General features: G+C 71.5%; 15 protein-coding genes and 2 riboswitches. Of the genes, 4 read left to right on the top strand and 11 right to left on the bottom strand.

The window, feature by feature from the left end; genetic code table 11:
- The 6 genes from ADK41_RS36155 to ADK41_RS36130 all read right to left on the bottom strand — a co-directional run bounded on the left by ADK41_RS36155 (window position 1) and on the right by ADK41_RS36130 (window position 6,624).
- A complete protein-coding gene (locus ADK41_RS36155) occupies window positions 1–960 on the bottom strand; it encodes an ABC transporter permease (RefSeq protein WP_030828750.1) in 960 nt (319 codons plus the stop codon).
- Window position 961: 1 nt separating this feature from the next.
- Window positions 962–1,966: an ABC transporter permease gene (locus ADK41_RS36150; RefSeq protein ID WP_030828737.1), complete on the bottom strand. Its 1,005-nt coding sequence runs from the start codon at window positions 1,964–1,966 to the stop codon at window positions 962–964.
- Window positions 1,967–2,073: 107 nt separating this feature from the next.
- On the bottom strand, window positions 2,074–3,744 hold the full coding sequence (locus ADK41_RS36145; protein ID WP_030828735.1) for an ABC transporter substrate-binding protein: 1,671 nt from the start codon (window positions 3,742–3,744) through the stop codon (window positions 2,074–2,076).
- 400 nt (window positions 3,745–4,144) lie between these two features.
- Window positions 4,145–4,894, bottom strand: coding sequence for an enhanced serine sensitivity protein SseB C-terminal domain-containing protein (locus ADK41_RS36140; protein ID WP_051843228.1), 750 nt, complete (start codon window positions 4,892–4,894; stop codon window positions 4,145–4,147).
- 228 nt (window positions 4,895–5,122) lie between these two features.
- The gene (locus ADK41_RS36135) at window positions 5,123–5,902 is read right to left on the bottom strand and encodes an enhanced serine sensitivity protein SseB (RefSeq protein ID WP_030828733.1); all 780 of its coding nucleotides are present in this window, start codon (window positions 5,900–5,902) and stop codon (window positions 5,123–5,125) included.
- A gap of 53 nt (window positions 5,903–5,955) precedes the next feature.
- A complete protein-coding gene (locus ADK41_RS36130) occupies window positions 5,956–6,624 on the bottom strand; it encodes an AAA family ATPase (RefSeq protein WP_030828724.1) in 669 nt (222 codons plus the stop codon).
- 222 nt (window positions 6,625–6,846) lie between these two features.
- Window positions 6,847–6,947: riboswitch (glycine riboswitch) on the top strand.
- Window positions 6,948–7,079, top strand: a riboswitch (glycine riboswitch).
- A gap of 73 nt (window positions 7,080–7,152) precedes the next feature.
- Between ADK41_RS36130 and gcvT the strand changes: the two genes are divergently transcribed.
- The 4 genes from gcvT to ADK41_RS36110 all read left to right on the top strand — a co-directional run bounded on the left by gcvT (window position 7,153) and on the right by ADK41_RS36110 (window position 11,582).
- The gene (gene gcvT / locus ADK41_RS36125; RefSeq protein WP_030828722.1) at window positions 7,153–8,286 is read left to right on the top strand and encodes a glycine cleavage system aminomethyltransferase GcvT; all 1,134 of its coding nucleotides are present in this window, start codon (window positions 7,153–7,155) and stop codon (window positions 8,284–8,286) included.
- 114 nt (window positions 8,287–8,400) lie between these two features.
- Window positions 8,401–8,778, top strand: a complete 378-nt coding sequence (gene gcvH / locus ADK41_RS36120; RefSeq protein ID WP_030828718.1) for a glycine cleavage system protein GcvH — start codon at window positions 8,401–8,403, stop codon at window positions 8,776–8,778.
- Between the two features lie 15 nt (window positions 8,779–8,793).
- Window positions 8,794–10,053: a serine hydroxymethyltransferase gene (gene glyA, locus ADK41_RS36115; protein WP_030828715.1), complete on the top strand. Its 1,260-nt coding sequence runs from the start codon at window positions 8,794–8,796 to the stop codon at window positions 10,051–10,053.
- 161 nt (window positions 10,054–10,214) lie between these two features.
- On the top strand, window positions 10,215–11,582 hold the full coding sequence (locus ADK41_RS36110) for an L-serine ammonia-lyase (protein ID WP_030828712.1): 1,368 nt from the start codon (window positions 10,215–10,217) through the stop codon (window positions 11,580–11,582).
- Between the two features lie 28 nt (window positions 11,583–11,610).
- Here ADK41_RS36110 and ADK41_RS36105 read toward each other — a convergent pair whose 3' ends face one another.
- From ADK41_RS36105 to ADK41_RS36085, 5 genes are all read right to left on the bottom strand, one after another.
- The gene (locus ADK41_RS36105; protein WP_030828708.1) at window positions 11,611–12,831 is read right to left on the bottom strand and encodes an FAD-dependent monooxygenase; all 1,221 of its coding nucleotides are present in this window, start codon (window positions 12,829–12,831) and stop codon (window positions 11,611–11,613) included.
- A complete protein-coding gene (locus ADK41_RS36100) occupies window positions 12,828–14,228 on the bottom strand; it encodes an MFS transporter (RefSeq protein WP_030828706.1) in 1,401 nt (466 codons plus the stop codon). Before ADK41_RS36100 ends, ADK41_RS36105 begins: the two co-directional genes overlap by 4 nt.
- Before the next feature lie 235 nt (window positions 14,229–14,463).
- The gene (locus ADK41_RS36095) at window positions 14,464–15,156 is read right to left on the bottom strand and encodes a response regulator (RefSeq protein WP_030828700.1); all 693 of its coding nucleotides are present in this window, start codon (window positions 15,154–15,156) and stop codon (window positions 14,464–14,466) included.
- Window positions 15,153–16,394: a sensor histidine kinase gene (locus ADK41_RS36090; RefSeq protein ID WP_030828693.1), complete on the bottom strand. Its 1,242-nt coding sequence runs from the start codon at window positions 16,392–16,394 to the stop codon at window positions 15,153–15,155. The genes ADK41_RS36095 and ADK41_RS36090 overlap by 4 nt, the downstream gene beginning before the upstream one ends.
- Window positions 16,395–16,586: 192 nt before the next feature.
- Window positions 16,587–17,156, bottom strand: a complete 570-nt coding sequence (locus ADK41_RS36085; RefSeq protein ID WP_234318858.1) for a type VII secretion system-associated protein — start codon at window positions 17,154–17,156, stop codon at window positions 16,587–16,589.
- Between the last annotated feature and the right edge of the window lie 6 nt (window positions 17,157–17,162).

Below are 17,162 nucleotides of genomic sequence, written 5' to 3'. Positions count from 1 at the left end.
TCAGCCCTTCAGCTTCGGGTCGAGGGCTTCCCGCATGGCCTCGCCGAGGAGGGTGAAGCCGAGGGCGGTGATGATGATGCCGACGGCGGGGTAGACCCCCATCATGGGGGCGTAGCTGAAGAAGCGCTGCGCCTGGGCGAGCATGACGCCCCACTCGGGAATGGCCGGATCCGGGTTGCCGAGGCCCAGGTAGGACAGGGCGGCCGCCTCGATGATCGCGGTGGCCAGGGAGAGCGTGGCCTGCACGATCACCGGGCTGAGCGAGTTGGGCAGGATCTGGGAGAGCACGATCCGGCGCTTGCGGACGCCCAGGGACTGAGCGGCGAGCACGTAGTCGGCGCCGCCCTGGACCAGCATGGCGCCGCGCAGCAGCCGGGCGAACACCGGCACCTGGACGACACCCACGGCGATCATCACGGTGGTCAGCGACTGGCCCATGACCGCGGCGATGGACACGGCCAGCAGCAGCGACGGCAGCGCCAGCATCATGTCGATGAAGCGCATGATGACGGAGTCGACGCGCTGCCCGGTCTCCCCGCCGAGGGTGGCGGCGGCTCCGGAGACGATGCCGATCACGAAGCCGGCGACCAGGCCGATGAGCGTGGCGACGATGCCGACGAGCAGCGTCTGGCGGGCGCCGACCAGCATGCGGGAGAACAGGTCACGGCCGAGGTGGTCGAGCCCGAACCAGTTCTCTCCGCGCGCTCCGACGAACTCCCCCTTGTTCGGGAACACCTCACCGCGCCAGATCTGGGCGCTCGGCGAGTGCGGGGCCAGGAACGGTCCGACGATCGCGACGACGACGAACGCCGCGATGATCACGGCGCCGATGATCGCCATCTTGCTGGTCTTCAGGCGGCCGAGGGCCTCCCGCCACAGACTGGCGCCGGTGCTGGTCTCGCTGCCGGCCGTCAGTTCCGCGAGGCGCTGGATCTTGTCGGTCTTGGTGGCGACACTCATGTCAGTGCACCCGCACTCTCGGGTCGATGATGCTGTACGCCACGTCCACCAGCAGGTTGATCAGGACGTACACCATCGCGATGAACATGATGAACCCGACGAGCACCGGGTAGTCGCGTCCGTCGATCGACGTCTTGACGAAGTTGCCGATGCCGTTGAAGGAGAACACGGACTCGGTGAGGACCGCTCCGGACAGCAGGGAGCCGGTGAGCAGACCGACCGAGGTGACCACGGGGAGCAGCGCGTTGCGCAGGACGTGCCGGCCGCGGACGATGCTCCTCTTGAGGCCCTTGGACTCGGCCGTGCGGACGTAGTCCTCGTCCTGGACCTCGAGGACGCTGGCGCGGGTCATGCGCACGATGACCGCGAGCGGGATGGACGCGAGCGTGACGGCGGGCAGGATCAGGTGGTGCAGCGCGTCCCAGGAGGCGTCGAACTCACCGGTGAGGATGCCGTCCAGGACGGCGAAGCCGGTCACGTCGGTGGCGTTGATGCCGGTGTCCATGCGCCCGTAGCTGGGGAAGAACCCGAGCTTCACGGCCAGGATCTCCTTGATGACCAGACCGAGGAAGAAGACCGGGATGCAGATGCCGACGAGGGAGCCGGAGACCGCGCCGATGTCGACCCAGCCACCGCGCTTGCGGGCGGCGAGGTAGCCGAGCGGAATGCCGACCACCACGGCCATGATCATGGCCAGCAGAGACAGCTCCACCGTCGCCGGGAACCTCAGGACGAACTCGTCCCACACCGGCTGCCCGGTCTGGACGGAGGTGCCGAGGTCACCCTGGAAGATGCGCTTCAGGAAGCGCCAGTACTGGACGTAGACGGGCTGGTCCAGCCCGAGCGCACGGTTGATGCGCGCCACATCGGCATCGGTGGCCTTCTCCCCCAGGATCGCTGAGGCGGGTCCACCGGGCAGACGGTCGAGCCACAGGAAGAGCAGAACCGACAGGCCGAGCAGCGTGGGTATGAGCTGGAGCAGTCTTCGTACGACGAGACGCAGCACCCCGCATGCCCCTTTCTTACGTGATGTCTTACATGAATGGACCCGCCCGGCCGCCGAGTTGCGACGACCGGGCGGACCCCCCGTTTTGGTTTCCTACCGCTGCTCGCCTACTTGAAGGAGGTCTCGGAGAAGACTTCCTGCGTCAGCGGGGAGACGTTCGGCGGGTTCACGTTCTTGGCGAAGGCGATGGCCGGCGGGGAGGACGAGATCGGAACACCGGGGAGGTACTCCATGATGGCCTCGTTGGCCTTCTCGTACGCGGCGGTGCGCTCCTCGGCCTTGCCCAGCTTCGAGCCGGCGTTCACGGCGTCGAAGACCTTCTTGTCCTTGAAGCCCCACTGCTTGTCGTACCCGGCGAACCAGGTGCCGATGAAGTTGAAGCCGTCGTTGAAGTCACCGGTCCAGCCGAGCATGTGCAGGTCGCAGGAGCCCGCCTCGGTGGCGTCGATGTAGTCCGGGGCCCACTTCATGGCCTTCGGCGTGACGGTGATGCCGGCCTTCTCCAGGTCGGCCTTCATCAGCTCGAACAGGTCCTGCGGGGCAGGCATGTACGGGCGGGTGACCTCGGTCGGGTAGCAGAACTCGACCTTGAGCTTCTCCTCACCGGCCTTCTTGAGGAGCGACTTGGACGCGGCGGTGTCGAACGGGTACTTCTTGACGTTCTTGGAGTAGCCCGCGATGGTGTCCGGCATGAACTGGTCGGCGACCTTGCCGCCCTCGGGCAGCTGGGTCTTGACCAGGTTCTCCTTGTCGATCGCCTGCGCGATCGCCTGGCGGACTTCCTTCTTCTTGAGGGCCTTGTTGGCCTCCTGGCTCATGCCCACGTAGAAGAGGTTGAAGACGCCACGGGTCGGGACGACGTAGCCCTGGTCCTCGAGGGTCTTGACGTCGGCCGGGGCGACGAGGTCGTAGCCGTCGATGTCACCGGCCTGGAGCGCCTGGCGGCGGCCCTCCTCGGTGTCGATGGTGCGGAAGACCAGGTTCTTGATCTTCGCCTTCTCGCCCCAGTAGTCGTCGAAGCGGGTCAGGCTGACTTCCTTGTTGCCCTTGTTCCACTTCGTGATCTTGTACGGGCCGGTGCCGGCGACCGTGCCGGCCTCCTGGCTGTACTTGGGGTACGTGATGGCGTCGCCCTTGGCGGTCGCCTCTTCCTTCTCGTACTCCTTGAGGGCCTTCGGCGAGTGGATCGCCAGGGCCTGGAGGGAGAAGCCGCCGGGGAGGTTGGCGGAGGGCTTCTTGACCTCGATGACGGCGGTGTTCTCGTCCTTCGCGGTGCAGGACTTGTAGTTCGCCTCGGGCGTCTCCTCGTCCTCGTTCTTCGCGAAGCCGCCCATGATGGTCTGCCAGTAGTACGAGACCGCGCTGGACTGGTAGGTGCCCTTCCAGTTGAACCAGTGGTCGTAGTTGGCGCAGACCGCCGCGGCGTTGAACGCCTCGCCGTCGTGGAACTTCACGTTCTTGCGGAGGTTGAAGGTCCAGACGGTGCCCTGGTCGTTGCTCGACCAGGTCTCGGCGAGGCCGCCGACCAGCTTGGTGCCGCCGGACTCGTGCTCGAGCAGGGCCTCGAACGCCTGACGCGTCACGCGGAAGGTTTCACCGTCGCTCGCGAGGGCAGGGTCCAGGGAACCCGGGTCACCTGCACCGGCGAACACGAAGGTGTCCTTCTTGCCGCTGCTTTCGTTGTCAGCGTCCCGTTCGCTGGAGCAGCCCGTGGCGATCAGACCGACCGCCACCGCGGCCGTGATCGCCCGAGCGGGTCGGGACTTGAATATGCGCATACTGGGGCCACTCCGGGTCCGCTATGTGGATGCATCTTGACCGGCCGAACACTACAGACGTTCACAGTGGGTCAGGAACAGTCCGGATAGCGGTGATACCTACCTGAGATCTGAACAGTTGACATAAGGGACGGTTCAGGCGTCCCCCCGTCAGGATTTAACCCGCCGGACACAAAAGTGTCTTCCCGACGGACGCCCAGGTGGCGCCGGGCGGCGTGGAGAACGGGTGAAACCGCAGGTGACAGGCGGTCAACGGATTGTCGCTGAGTGCGCATGGCCGAAAATGTGGCGGGAAATCAACGATGCGCCGCGGGCCGGGTCGGACGCATCGGTTCCGGCTCGTCTCGCTGTCCACCTGACGGACGGTCACGCTCCGTGACCATGACGGCGTCCGGGCCGGTCAGCCCCGGTGCGCGGACGGGTAGCCGTAGGCCGTGGCGGGGGACGGCACGGCGCCGTGGGCCTCACGGTCGTAGAACGGGCGGGAGTTGGCGCGCAGCCACATCGCGACCGGGTCGTGCTCGTCGGACATCACGACGGTCGACACGGGCAGTCCGTCCGGGACCGCGCCGAGGGACTGCTGCATCATCGCGCGCACGGCGTCCACGGCGGGTGGGGAGGCGTCGTACACGTCCAGGCCGATGGCGAGGTACGGGGCGCCCAGCGCGGGCTGCACCCAGGCGCGGCGCAGGGTGCGGACGGCAGGGGTGCGGTGGGCGTTCTGCGCGAGGAGGGCGTAGAACTGAGGGATCTCGATGGCCGGTTCGGACAGCCGCAGCGGGCCGGCGGGCCGGCTGTCCAGACCGCCGGCGATCCGGCGCAGGTCCGGCCAGGGGATGCCGACGCCGCCGCCGGGGGCGTGCGGATTGAGCCAGAGCCCGTAGTGGTCGGGGTAGAGGGCGCGGGCCACTTCGAGGCCGTCGACCACCTCGTACGACCGGTTCCAGCCGCTGGCGGAGAGCTCCTGGGCGGAGGTGACGCAGGGCGCGTAGCCGAGGCCGTCGACCTCCATGCTTCCGTACTGGGCGTCCGGGGAGCCGGCCTGGCCGTGCCAGAGCAGCATCCAGACCTGGCCGGAGGCAGGGGTCGCGAGGGCGCGCAGCAACGCCTCGTACGCGTCGTAACGCCCGGGCGTCACCTGGCGCAGCATGTGCTCGACCTGTCCGGCCGCCGCGGTGCCAGCGCTCACTTGTATCGCCCCTCCGTACCTCGCCAGCGGATGGACCTAGCTTAAGCCGACGCCGTGCGGCGGGCTGCGGTGCGGCGAGCACGGAAGAGTCCGGGCTTCGGCGCCGTGGACGGGTGCGGGTCCGTTGCGGCTTGTCGCGCCCGCACGGCGGAGCCGCACACCGACACGGCCCCGCGCCCCTTCACGGGGTTACTGCCGGCGTTCGTAGAAGGGGGTGACCCTGGTGCGGAGCCAGTCGCCGACCGGGTCCTGGGCCACGTCCAGGACGATGAGGTTGACCGGCCAGGGGGCGGAGGTCCGGCCGAGGGCCCGGCCCAGGGCGTTCAGCGGGAGGGTGCGGGGGTCGTCCTCCCACCGGGAGAGTTCCACGCCGACGAAGAGGACCGGGTCGGCCGTCTCGATCGCGGCGAGGCAGCGGCGGGCGGTGGTCACCACGCCGAGGGCGTCGAACTCCGCCGAGGCGGCGGCGAGGAAGTCCAGCGGGTCGTCCTGCCAGTCGGGCTCGAACAGCCGGACCCGGCCGCCGGCCGCCGGGCCGTCCAGCAGGGTGCGTCCGGCCCGGCACAGTTCGGCGACGGCGGGCGGCGGCAGCGGGATGCCGACCACGCCACCGGGGTTCACCGCGATCCCGGCCTGCGGCGGCAGACCGCGGGCGAACTCCACGGCGGGCGCGATCGTGTACGACAGGTGGGAGCCGACGACCTGGCGGAACTGCTCTTCGGAGCTGAAGACGGGGACGTAGGCCTGGCCGTCGATCTCCAGGGTGGGCAGGTCCAGCGGTCCGCTGTCCGGGCCGCCGCCGTTCGGCAGCGGGACCCAGACGGCGCTGCGGCCCAGCACCTCGACGATCCTGCCGCCCGCCGAGGGGACGCCCAGGGAGGCGGAGAGCACCTCCTCCAACTCGTTGCCGGGCCATCCGCCGTGCGGATGGGGGTGCGCCTGCGCCGGGAAGTCCGCCGGGAAGTCCATCTGCCTACCGCCTGCCGCCTGGAACCACTGCTGTGGCTGGAAAGGCTATCCGGTCAGCCCGTGAAGCCGATCCGGCGCAGCGTGTCCGCCGCGTCCCGGTCGACCAGGATCGCCGAACCGCAGCCGGCCGGCAGGGCGCCCCGCTCCACCGCGCGCAGCAGCCGCTCGCTCGCCGCGCGGTGGCGCAGGAACGCGTACCGGGAGACGCCGCGCCCGCGTTCGCGCTGGCCGGCCAGGGCCTGCTGCGGGGTGACGTCGAGCAGCAGCAGGTGCAGGCTCGCGCCCCGGCGGCGGGCCTCGCGGGCCAGCCAGCGGCGCACCCAGGCCTGTGTACCGCAGTCGTGCACGACGGCCGGTCCTCCGGTCCGCAGCACGCGGCGCAGCCCGGCGTAGTGGGCGAGGCGGACCAGCGGGCGGTAGACCGCGTACGGCAGGAGGCGCGGCACGCGGCGGTCCCAGCGGTCCCGGGCGTCCTGGGAATCGACGCGGGTGCCGCGCACCGTGCGCCGCATCAGCGTGGACTTGCCGCTGCCGGGCAGCCCGGTGACCACGACGAGGTCCCCGGGTCCGAAGAGCAGGGCGCGCGGGCTGCGGCCGGCCCGCGCGCGCAGATCGCGGACGACGGGCGCCGGCAGCGCGCCGCGGGCCCGACGGGCCTGGGCGGCCGGCTGCTGGGGCAGCGTGACGCCCGTGGCGGCGGCGCACGCCGTGGTCCTGTTCACCGTGATCGTCCTCCCCTGGGGCCGGGTACGAGTACCGATCCCCGCCGAGTGTAAAGAGAAGGTAATGCCAGGGTCTGTCATTTCCGTCCGTTTCCTGGAACAGGTGTGTCACGGCTCCCCGTGACGGCGTCCGCACGCCCTGTGCATCCCCTGGGAAGGGTCCCCCTGCCGCGCCTCCGCGATGCGTGCAATGATGTGCGCGCCAACTGCATACCGGCCGTTTGAATCCGCGCGGGAGAGTCCCCGGCACCGTTTGCCGCCGGGGCGCCGAAGGAGCAAGTCCCTCCCTTGAATCTCTCAGGCCCCGTTACCGCGCGGGCGAGGCACATCTGAAAAGCGGGCCGTCGAAGGGCATCCAGCGGTGCTCCGGCGGCTCCACCCAAGGTGCAAGCCAGGACCGTCCCCGCGTGGGCGTCATGGCGAACCTCTCAGGTTCCGATGACAGATGGGGAGGAACGTCCTCGCCTTCCCCCACGCTCGAATGAACTCGCGCGGGAGGGACCCCCATCGCCCTTGGGAGACCGACCGATGAGCAGTACCGAACCCCGCCGGACCGCGCTCGATGCCCTGCATCGGTCGCTCGGCGCGACGATGACCGACTTCGCCGGCTGGGACATGCCCCTGCGCTACGGCTCCGAGCGCGACGAGCACAACGCCGTGCGCACGAAGGCCGGCCTCTTCGACCTCTCGCACATGGGCGAGATCACGGTCACCGGCCCGGGGGCCGCCGCGCTCCTCGACTTCGCCCTGGTCGGCAACATCGGGGGCGTCAAGCCCGGCCGCGCCCGCTACACCATGATCTGCCGCGAGGACGGCGGCATCCTGGACGACCTGATCGTCTACCGGCTCGGCGAGACCGAGGCGGAGTCCTCTCACTACATGGTCGTCGCCAACGCCTCCAACGCGCAGACGGTGCTCGACGCGCTCGTCGAGCGCTCGGCCGGCTTCGACGCCGAGGTCCGCGACGACCGCGACGCGTACGCGCTGCTCGCCGTGCAGGGCCCCGAGTCCCCGGCGATCCTCGCGTCGCTCACCGACGCCGACCTGGACGGCCTGAAGTACTACGCCGGTCTGCCCGGCACGGTCGCCGGCGTCCCCGCGCTCATCGCCCGTACCGGCTACACCGGCGAGGACGGCTTCGAGCTGTTCGTGAAGCCGGAACACGCGGTGGAGCTGTGGCAGGCGCTGACCAAGGCCGGCGAGGGCGCGGGCCTGGTCCCGTGCGGGCTGTCCTGCCGGGACACGCTGCGCCTGGAGGCGGGCATGCCGCTGTACGGGAACGAGCTGAGCACCGCCCTCACGCCCTTCGACGCCGGCCTGGGCCGGGTGGTGAAGTTCGAGAAGGAGGGCGACTTCGTGGGCCGCGCCGCCCTGGCCGAGGCCGCCGAGCGGGCCGCCGCGCGGCCGCCCCGCGTCCTGGTCGGCCTGGTCGCCGAGGGCCGCCGCGTCCCGCGCGCCGGGTACGCGGTCGTGGCCGGCGGCGAGGTGATCGGCGAGGTCACCTCCGGCGCCCCCTCCCCCACCCTGGGCAAGCCGATCGCCATGGCGTACGTCGACCCGGCGCACGCGGCGCCCGGCGCCGAGGGCGTCGGCGTGGACATCCGCGGCAGCCACGAGCCGTACGAGGTCGTGGCGCTGCCGTTCTACAAGCGACGGAAGTGACACCGTCGGCAGACGGCTCTCCGCGCGTGAAGTGAGCACGTCGTGCCTGCTCACGGGCGCCGTACGCAGTCCCCTCAGTCATCCGCAGTTCCCCCGTACAGGAGAATCCAGGCCATGAGCAACCCCACGCAGCTGCGTTACAGCAAGGAGCACGAGTGGCTGTCGGCCGCCGAGGACGGCGTGTCGACGGTCGGCATCACGGAGCACGCGGCCAACGCGCTCGGCGACGTGGTCTTCGTCCAGCTCCCCGAGGTCGGTGACAGCGTGACCGCGGGCGAGACCTGCGGCGAGCTGGAGTCGACCAAGTCGGTCAGCGACCTGTACTCCCCGGTCGGCGGTGAGATCACCGAGATCAACGAGGACGTGGTGAACGACCCGTCGCTGGTGAACTCGGCCCCCTTCGAGGGCGGCTGGCTGTTCAAGGTGCGGGTCACCGACGAGCCGGCCGACCTGCTGACCGCCGCCGAGTACGACGCCGAAATCGCCGGCTGAGGAGCCTGTAGCCGCATGTCCGTTCTGAACACGCCCCTGCACGAGCTCGACCCGGCCGTGGCCGCCGCGGTCGACGCCGAGCTGCACCGCCAGCAGTCCACCCTCGAGATGATCGCCTCGGAGAACTTCGCCCCGGTCGCGGTCATGGAGGCCCAGGGCTCGGTCCTCACCAACAAGTACGCCGAGGGCTACCCCGGCCGCCGCTACTACGGCGGCTGCGAGCACGTCGACGTGATCGAGCAGATCGCCGTCGACCGGGTCAAGGAGCTCTTCGGCGCCGAGCACGCCAACGTGCAGCCGCACTCCGGCGCGCAGGCCAACGCGGCCGCGATGTTCGCGCTGCTCAAGCCCGGTGACACGATCATGGGTCTGAACCTCGCGCACGGCGGGCACCTGACCCACGGCATGAAGATCAACTTCTCCGGCAAGCTCTACGACGTGGTCGCGTACCACGTCGGCGACGACGGCCGGGTCGACATGGCCGAGGTCGAGCGGCTGGCCAAGGAGAGCAGGCCGAAGCTGATCGTCGCCGGCTGGTCGGCGTACCCGCGTCAGCTGGACTTCGCCGCGTTCCGCCGGATCGCGGACGAGGTCGGCGCGTACCTGATGGTCGACATGGCGCACTTCGCCGGCCTGGTGGCCGCGGGCCTGCACCCGAACCCGGTGCCGCACGCCCACGTCGTGACGACCACCACGCACAAGACCCTCGGCGGCCCGCGCGGCGGTGTGATCCTGTCCACGGCCGAACTGGCCAAGAAGATCAACTCCGCGGTCTTCCCCGGCCAGCAGGGCGGCCCGCTGGAGCACGTGATCGCCGCCAAGGCGGTCGCGTTCAAGGTGTGCGCCTCCGAGGAGTTCAAGGAGCGCCAGCGCCGCACCCTGGAGGGCGCCCGCATCCTGGCCGAGCGCCTGGTCGAGGACGACGTGAAGGCCGTGGGCGCGGACGTGCTGTCCGGCGGCACGGACGTGCACCTGGTCCTGGTCGACCTGCGGAACTCGGAGCTGGACGGACAGCAGGCCGAGGACCGGCTGCACGAGGTCGGCATCACGGTCAACCGCAACGCGGTCCCCGACGACCCGCGCCCGCCGATGGTCACCTCGGGTCTGCGCATCGGCACGCCCGCCCTGGCCACCCGCGGCTTCACCGCCGAGGACTTCACCGAGGTCGCGGACGTGATCGCCGAGACGCTGAAGCCGTCCTTCGACGTGGAGGCGCTCCGGGCCCGGGTGACGGCACTCGCCGCGAAGCACCCGCTGTACCCCGGTCTGCGGTAATTCCGTACGCTTTCCTCCGTACGGACATCAGGGGCATCGCGCACACTGGGTCAGTGGGCGCGGTGCCCCGCACCATGCACCCCGCATGAACGTTTCCTCTTCGGTGAACCACCCCTTCCCCGGTGGACAGCGTCGTCCGCCGAACCCTTAGGAGTCCTCCCGTGGCCATCTCGGTCTTCGATCTGTTCTCGATCGGCATCGGCCCGTCCAGCTCGCACACGGTCGGCCCGATGCGGGCGGCCCGCATGTTCGCCCGGCGGCTGCGCAACGAGGACCTGCTGGACTCCGTCGCCTCGGTCCGGGCCGAGCTGTACGGCTCCCTGGGCGCCACCGGCCACGGCCACGGCACGCCCAAGGCGGTGCTGCTGGGCCTGGAGGGCGACTCTCCGCGCACGGTGGACGTGGAGTCGGCCGACGAGCGGGTGGAGAAGATCAGGGACGGTGGCCGGATCCGGCTGCTCGGCGAGCACGAGATCGCGTTCTCCTTCGACGACGACCTGGTGCTGCACCGCCGCAAGGCGCTCCCGTACCACGCCAACGGCATGGCCCTGCGGGCGTACGACGCCTCCGGCGCGGAGCTGCTGGCCAAGACGTACTACTCGGTGGGCGGCGGTTTCGTCGTCGACGAGGACGCGGTGGGCGCGGACCGCATCGTGCTGGACGACACGGTCCTGAAGTACCCCTTCCGCACGGGCGACGAGCTGCTGCGCCTCACCAGGGAGACCGGCCTGTCGATCTCCGCGCTGATGCTGGAGAACGAGCGCGCCTGGCGGAGCGAGGAGGAGATCCGCGAGGGGCTGCTGGAGATCTGGCGCGTGATGCGGGCCTGCGTGGACCGGGGCATGTCCCGCGAGGGCATCCTGCCGGGCGGTCTGAAGGTCCGCCGCCGCGCCGCGAACACCGCGCGCAAGCTGCGCTCCGAGGGCGACCCGCAGGCGCTCGCCATGGAGTGGATCACCCTGTACGCCATGGCCGTGAACGAGGAGAACGCGGCCGGCGGCCGGGTCGTCACGGCGCCCACGAACGGCGCGGCGGGCATCATCCCTGCCGTCCTGCACTACTACATGAACTTCGTCCCCGGCGCCGACGAGGAGGGCGTCGTCCGCTTCCTGCTGGCGGCCGGCGCGATCGGCATGCTCTTCAAGGAGAACGCCTCCATCTCCGGCGCCGAGGTCGGCTGCCAGGGCGAGGTCGGCTCCGCCTGCTCGATGGCGGCGGGCGCCCTCGCGGAGGTGCTGGGCGGCTCCCCCGAGCAGGTGGAGAACGCGGCCGAGATCGGCATGGAGCACAACCTCGGCCTGACCTGCGACCCCGTCGGCGGCCTGGTCCAGATCCCGTGCATCGAGCGCAACGGCATGGCCGCGGTGAAGGCGGTCACGGCGGCCCGGATGGCGATGCGCGGCGACGGCTCGCACAAGGTGTCCCTGGACAAGGTCATCAAGACGATGAAGGAGACCGGCGCGGACATGTCGGTCAAGTACAAGGAGACGGCCCGGGGCGGGCTCGCGGTGAACATCATCGAGTGCTGACGACGTCGCAGGCGCGCGGATCCCGGGCTCACGTCCCGGGCGTGAAGTCCGGCAGGGTGAGGGCCGAGTGGGCCGGTCGTTGCTCGGCGGAGGGGAGGGCGGTGAGCCTGCGCAGCCTGTCGTTGCGTTCCGCCAGGGCCCGGGGGGTGGCCGGGAAGAGGGTGGCGCCGCCCTTGCCGACCAGTGCCTGGTTCAGGGTCACGAACGCGCGGGTGCCGTGTTCGTAGGCGGCGAAGCCCGTGGCGTGGTCCTGGCGGGCCAGGGAGCCGGCGAGCATGTAGGCGCCGACGAGTGCGAGGCTGGTGCCCTGTCCGGTGAGGAACGAGGGCGCGTACGCGGCGTCGCCCACCAGCGCGGCCCTGCCGCTGGACCAGCGGGGCATGCGGATCTGGCCGACCGCGTCGAAGAACAGGTCGTCCGCGTCGCCCAGGGCGGCCAGCAGGCCCGGGACCTCCCAGCCCGCGTCGGCGAAGACCGAGGCGAGCAGGTCCCGTTGGGCCTCCGGGTCGCGGAACGCGTCCGAGGGTGGTTCCGGGTGGGCGAAGTTCAGGAAGGCGTGCACGTCGCCGTCGTCCCCCACGGCGTAGAGCGCCGCGGCCCTGCCGGGAGCGTTCCACATCACGGTCTCGTGGGAGAGGCCGAAGGTGTTGGGCAGGGTGAACACGGCGAAGCAGTGGCCGAGGTAGTGGTGGAACCGCTCTTCGGGGCCGAACAGCGTCTCCCGGGTGGCCGAGTGCAGACCGTCCGCACCGAACACCATGGCGAACGTGCGCCGGCCGCCCCCGCGGAAGGTCACGTCGACCCCGTGGCCGGACTGGTCGAGGGCGGCGACGGAGTCGCCGAACACGAACTCCACGTCGTCACGGACCGCCGCGTACAGGGCGTCGGCCAGATCCCCGCGCCGCACCTCCAGGTCCCGCCCCGTGACACCGCCGGTGACGTGGTGCGGGTGGAGCGAGGCCACTTCGGCGCCGTCGCCCTCGAGGAAGGTCAGCCGGCGCAGGTCGATGTGCGCGTCCCGCAGCCGCGGCAGGATCCCCATCCTGCGGACGACCTCCAGTGCGGTGCCGCGCACGTCGACGGGGTAACCACCGCCGCGGAGCGTGGACGCCTTTTCGACCACCGTGACCGCGTATCCGTGGCGGTTCAGCCAGAACGCCAGGGCGGGACCCGCGATACTGGCCCCCGAGATCAGGACCTCGGGCCTCGGCACGGTACCGGCGCCTGCCGGGTGATCGGTGCGGGTCATTTCCTGACTCCTTTGCTCATGGTGCGGGTGACGAGGAGAGCCGACGCCGTGACGGCGCCGGCGATGAGGAAGCCGGTGACGTAGGCCGATTCGGCCGCGACGTCCGACCCGGAAGGGGTTTTGGCGGTGAGGAGCGCACCACCGAGCTGTCCGCCCACGGCGTAGCCGAGCACGCGCGTCACCAGGATCAGGCCGGTGGCGACGCCGGTGGCGCTCCGGTCGACGGAGGTGGCGGTGCTGGTCATCATCGCCGTGACGCACAGGCCGTTGGCCAGCGCGATCAGTGCCTTGCCGACGACGAGGTGCCAGACCTCGGTGTGTACGGCCGCCAGGGCGAGCAGGGAGGCGGCCATGACGACGACTCCGGTGGTGACCACGGCGCGCGAGCCGAAGCGCCGGTCCCCGATCCCGCCGAGCGGCCCGGCCAGCGACGCGGCCACGGCGCCGGGCAGCAGGAAGAAACCGATCTCGGTGGCGCCGGCCCCGAATCCGTACCCGTCGCCGGTCTCGTCGAACAGCTGCGGAACGAGGTAGACCGCCATCGAGGTACCGGCGCAGATCACGAACGTCAGTACGCACGACTTCCACATCTCGGGCCGTGCCAGCATGCGCGGGTCGATCATCGGTGCGGCCGCACGCCGTTCGACGGCCACCCATCCGGTGACGAAGGCGGCCAGCGCCACGACGAGGGCGCAGAGCACGAGGGGCCGGGAGGCGAGGTCGGGCGCCAGCGCGAGGGCGAGCATGAGCGTGACCAGCGTCCCGCTCAGCAGGAGCAGGCCGGGCCAGTCGATCCCCGCGCCGTCCGGCCGGCCCGGCGGGTCGTCCGGCATCAGCCGGTTCACCAGCAGGGTGGCCCCGATGACCGCGATCGTCGGCAGCGCGAACATCCAGTGCCGGGAGAGCTCCTCCGCCACGGGCCCGGCCGCCAGCATGCCCACCGTGCCGCCCCCGACGAACAGTCCGCCGACCGTCCCGATGGCCACCTTCGACGCTCCCGCGGGGAGGTGTGCGCGCACCACGACGAACAACAGGGGCAGCGCGCCCACCATCGCCCCCTGCAGTACCTGGCCGAGCAGCAGCACGGGCAGGTTCGGCGCCAGGGCGGAGACCAGGCCCCCGGCACAGACCACCGCCATCAGCCGGACCAGGATCCGTTTCCCGCCGTAGCGGTCGCCGAACCTGCCCGCCAGCGGGGTGACGAGCGCGCCGGTGACGAGGAGCACGATGCTCAGTAACGCCCCTTCGGCCGGACTCATGTCCAGCTCGCGTTGCAGGAGCGGGAGCGTCGGCGTCACCACCGACTCCAGCGCGCCGGTGGAGAGTGCCAGCAGGCCGAGAGCCGCGACGGCGGCCTTCCCCACGGGGGCCGCCGGAGGAGCCTGGATCGCGGTCATGAGCGGCCCTTCCCTCGTCGCCGGACGGGTGAGGGCGCCGGGGCTTCCGGCCGGTCGTCCGTCTTCCGCCACTTGCCGCTGCGTAACCTCATGGTCCGTCCTCCCGCATCGTTCTCTTGCCGATGGGTGGAGGGTGCGGGGACGGCTGCGCGCCGGGCGTCATACCCGGGAGCCAAAGGGGAGGTGCTACCGCGGTAGGGGGTGGAGGAGGGGCGGGCCCTCCGCCGGGAGCGTCCTACTCGCCCGGGGTCACCAGCCCCGATTCGTACGCGAAGACCACCGCCTGGGCGCGGTCGCGCAGGTCGAGCTTGGTGAGGACGCGGCTCACGTGCGTCTTCACCGTCTGTTCGGCCAGCACCAGCGTCGACGCGATCTCCGCGTTGGACAGGCCGCGGGCCACCAGGGTGAGGACCTCGGTCTCGCGTTCCGTCAGGGCCTTGAGCCGCAGCGCGGGCCTGCCCCGGCCGGCGGGACGCTGCCGGGCGAAGTCCGCGATGAGGCGGCGCGTCACGGAGGGGGCGAGCAGTGCGTCGCCCGAGGCCACGACGCGTACCGCCGAGATGAGGTCGGCCGGCGGCGCGTCCTTCAGCAGGAAGCCGCTCGCGCCCGCCCGCAGCGCCTCGTAGACGTAGTCGTCGACGTCGAACGTGGTGAGCATCAGGACGCGCGGCCGGTGGTCCCCCCGGGCGGTGTCCCCGCCGCCCGGCGGGGGCGCGAGGATGCGGCGCGCGGCCTCGAGGCCGTCCATCTCGGGCATGCGGACGTCCATCAGCACGACGTCGGGACGGGTGCGCCGGCTCAGCTCGACGCCCTGCGCGCCGTCGGGGGCCTCGCCCACCACGTCGATGTCGCTCTGGGCGGCCAGCAGCGCGGCGAAGCCGGCCCGCACCATGGCCTGGTCGTCGACGATGATGACGCGCGTCGTCACGTGAGGTTCCTTTCGGTGAAGGGGAGTCGGGCGGCCACCCGGAAGCCGCCGTCCGGCAGCGGCCCCGTGTCGAGGGTGCCGTCGGCGAGCCGCACCCGCTCGCGCATGCCGACGAGGCCGTGCCCGGTGCCGCCCTCCTCGAGCGGCGCGGCGGGCGGCTCGGGCGGCGGCCCGTTGACGACGAGGACGGTGAGCCACGCGCCGTCCTCCGCGACGGACTCCGACACCGACGACACCGACACCCGTGTCGGAGCACCCGGCGCGTGCCGCACGACGTTCGCGAGGGCCTCCTGGACGATGCGGTACGCGGAGAGGCCCACCGCCTCGGGCACGGCGGCGTCGCAGGGGGTGAACTCCACCGGCGTGCCCGCCCGCACCATCGCCTCCACCAGCTGCCCGATCCGTGTCAGACCCGGCTGGGGCGCGAGCTCGCCGCGCGCCTCCTCGTCGCGCAGTACGCCGAGGAGCCGCCGCATCTCGCCGAGCGACTCGCGCGCGGTCGCCGCGATGGACGTGAACTCCTCCCGCACGTCCGGCGGCAGCCCGTCGAGACGGTACGCCGCGGTGTCCGCCTGCACCGTGATGACGGACATGTGGTGCGCCACCACGTCGTGCAGCTCGCGTGCGATGCGGGCGCGTTCCTCCAGCAGCGTCCGCCGGCCGCGCTCGGCCTCGCTGATCGTCTCCTGCTCGGTCAGCCTGCGCTGGGCCTCGTACCGCTCGCGGAGCGCGGCGGCGAGCAGGAGCGCGACGCCGCTGAGGAGGGTGAGCAGCACCTCCATGGCGCTCGTGCCGTGGGGTGCGACGAACCCCAGGCCGGTGTTCGCGCCCGCCGTCGCCAGCCACACCAGCAGCAGCGTCCGGCGCCGCTCGCGCAGGCCGAGGGCGAGGCAGAGGCCGAGGTATCCGACGATCTCCATGGGCGGGAACGGCCACAGCAGCCGTTCCTCGAAGTCGACGGTGAGCAGGGCGAGCGCCCCGGCCACGTCCGCGGCGAAGACCACGCACCAGGCCGGCAGCGGACGGACGACGGCGAGCAGCAGGGGCGCCGCCTGTGCGACGGCCAGCACGCTCGCGATGCCGCCGTTCAGGCCGTAGTCGGCGGTGAGCACCTGGAGGGTGGTGGGCAGCAGGGCGACGCTCAGCACGAACGCCACGCCCCACGGCAGCAGCCGCACCCACCGACGTGAGGCCCCCGCGAGCAGCGCGCGCGGGGGCTCCCCCTCCACCGACGTCATGGGCCCCAGCTTAGGCACGGCAAGGCGGCGTCCGGGGTCGTCCCGGAGCGGCGCATCCGTCCGTCTCCCTCCGTCTCGTGACCGGTGACGGGGAGGAGGGCAGGACGGCGGAGGAGGACGGGGCGTCACACCGGGGAGCCACGTCGGGAGTGACACCCCGGCAGGGGTGGGCCGGGCGCCGGCCCCGTCCGGTCAATCGGCGTCCTCCGATCGTGTCCCGCCCGGGTCCGCTCCCGCGAGCCGGCCGGGCTCCAGCACGGTGCCCGCGGGGCCGGCCGGGTTGACGTACAGCGCGTGGCCGGGTGGCAGGCGGTCCAGGAGGGCCGGGACGGTGACGCGTTCGGAGGCGAAGGCGCCGACGCCGGCGAGGTGGGGCGCGGCGGTGAAGACCGGGACGACGAGCCGGCCGTCCGCCACCGCGGCGGTCACCGGGGAGCCGTCCGGCAGGGTCAGCACCGCCACCTCGGCGGTGGCCAGGGCGCGCAGGGCGTCCTCGACCGTCCCGTAGCCGGTGACCGCGAGCTGGAGGGCGTGGTCGACGTCGTCGGTGGGCTCGGGCCAGCCGAGCGCTTCCGGGGAGGGGCGGTACGCCTCGTTGTCCTCCCACTCCTCGATCTCGCCGGTCGTTCCCGTGCGCCAGCGGCCGACCACGACCCGGTCCGGCGGCACGCCCTCGCCGTCCCAGCCGGGGTCGATCATGCTGATCCAGTGCTCCGGCGCGAGCCGTGCGGCCTCGACGATGTCATCGGGGGGTGTGGGCATCGCCGT

It is taken from the genome of Streptomyces caelestis (assembly GCF_001279005.1).
Classification (GTDB): domain Bacteria; phylum Actinomycetota; class Actinomycetes; order Streptomycetales; family Streptomycetaceae; genus Streptomyces; species Streptomyces heliomycini.
This window is presented reverse-complemented; position numbering and strand designations above follow the sequence as displayed.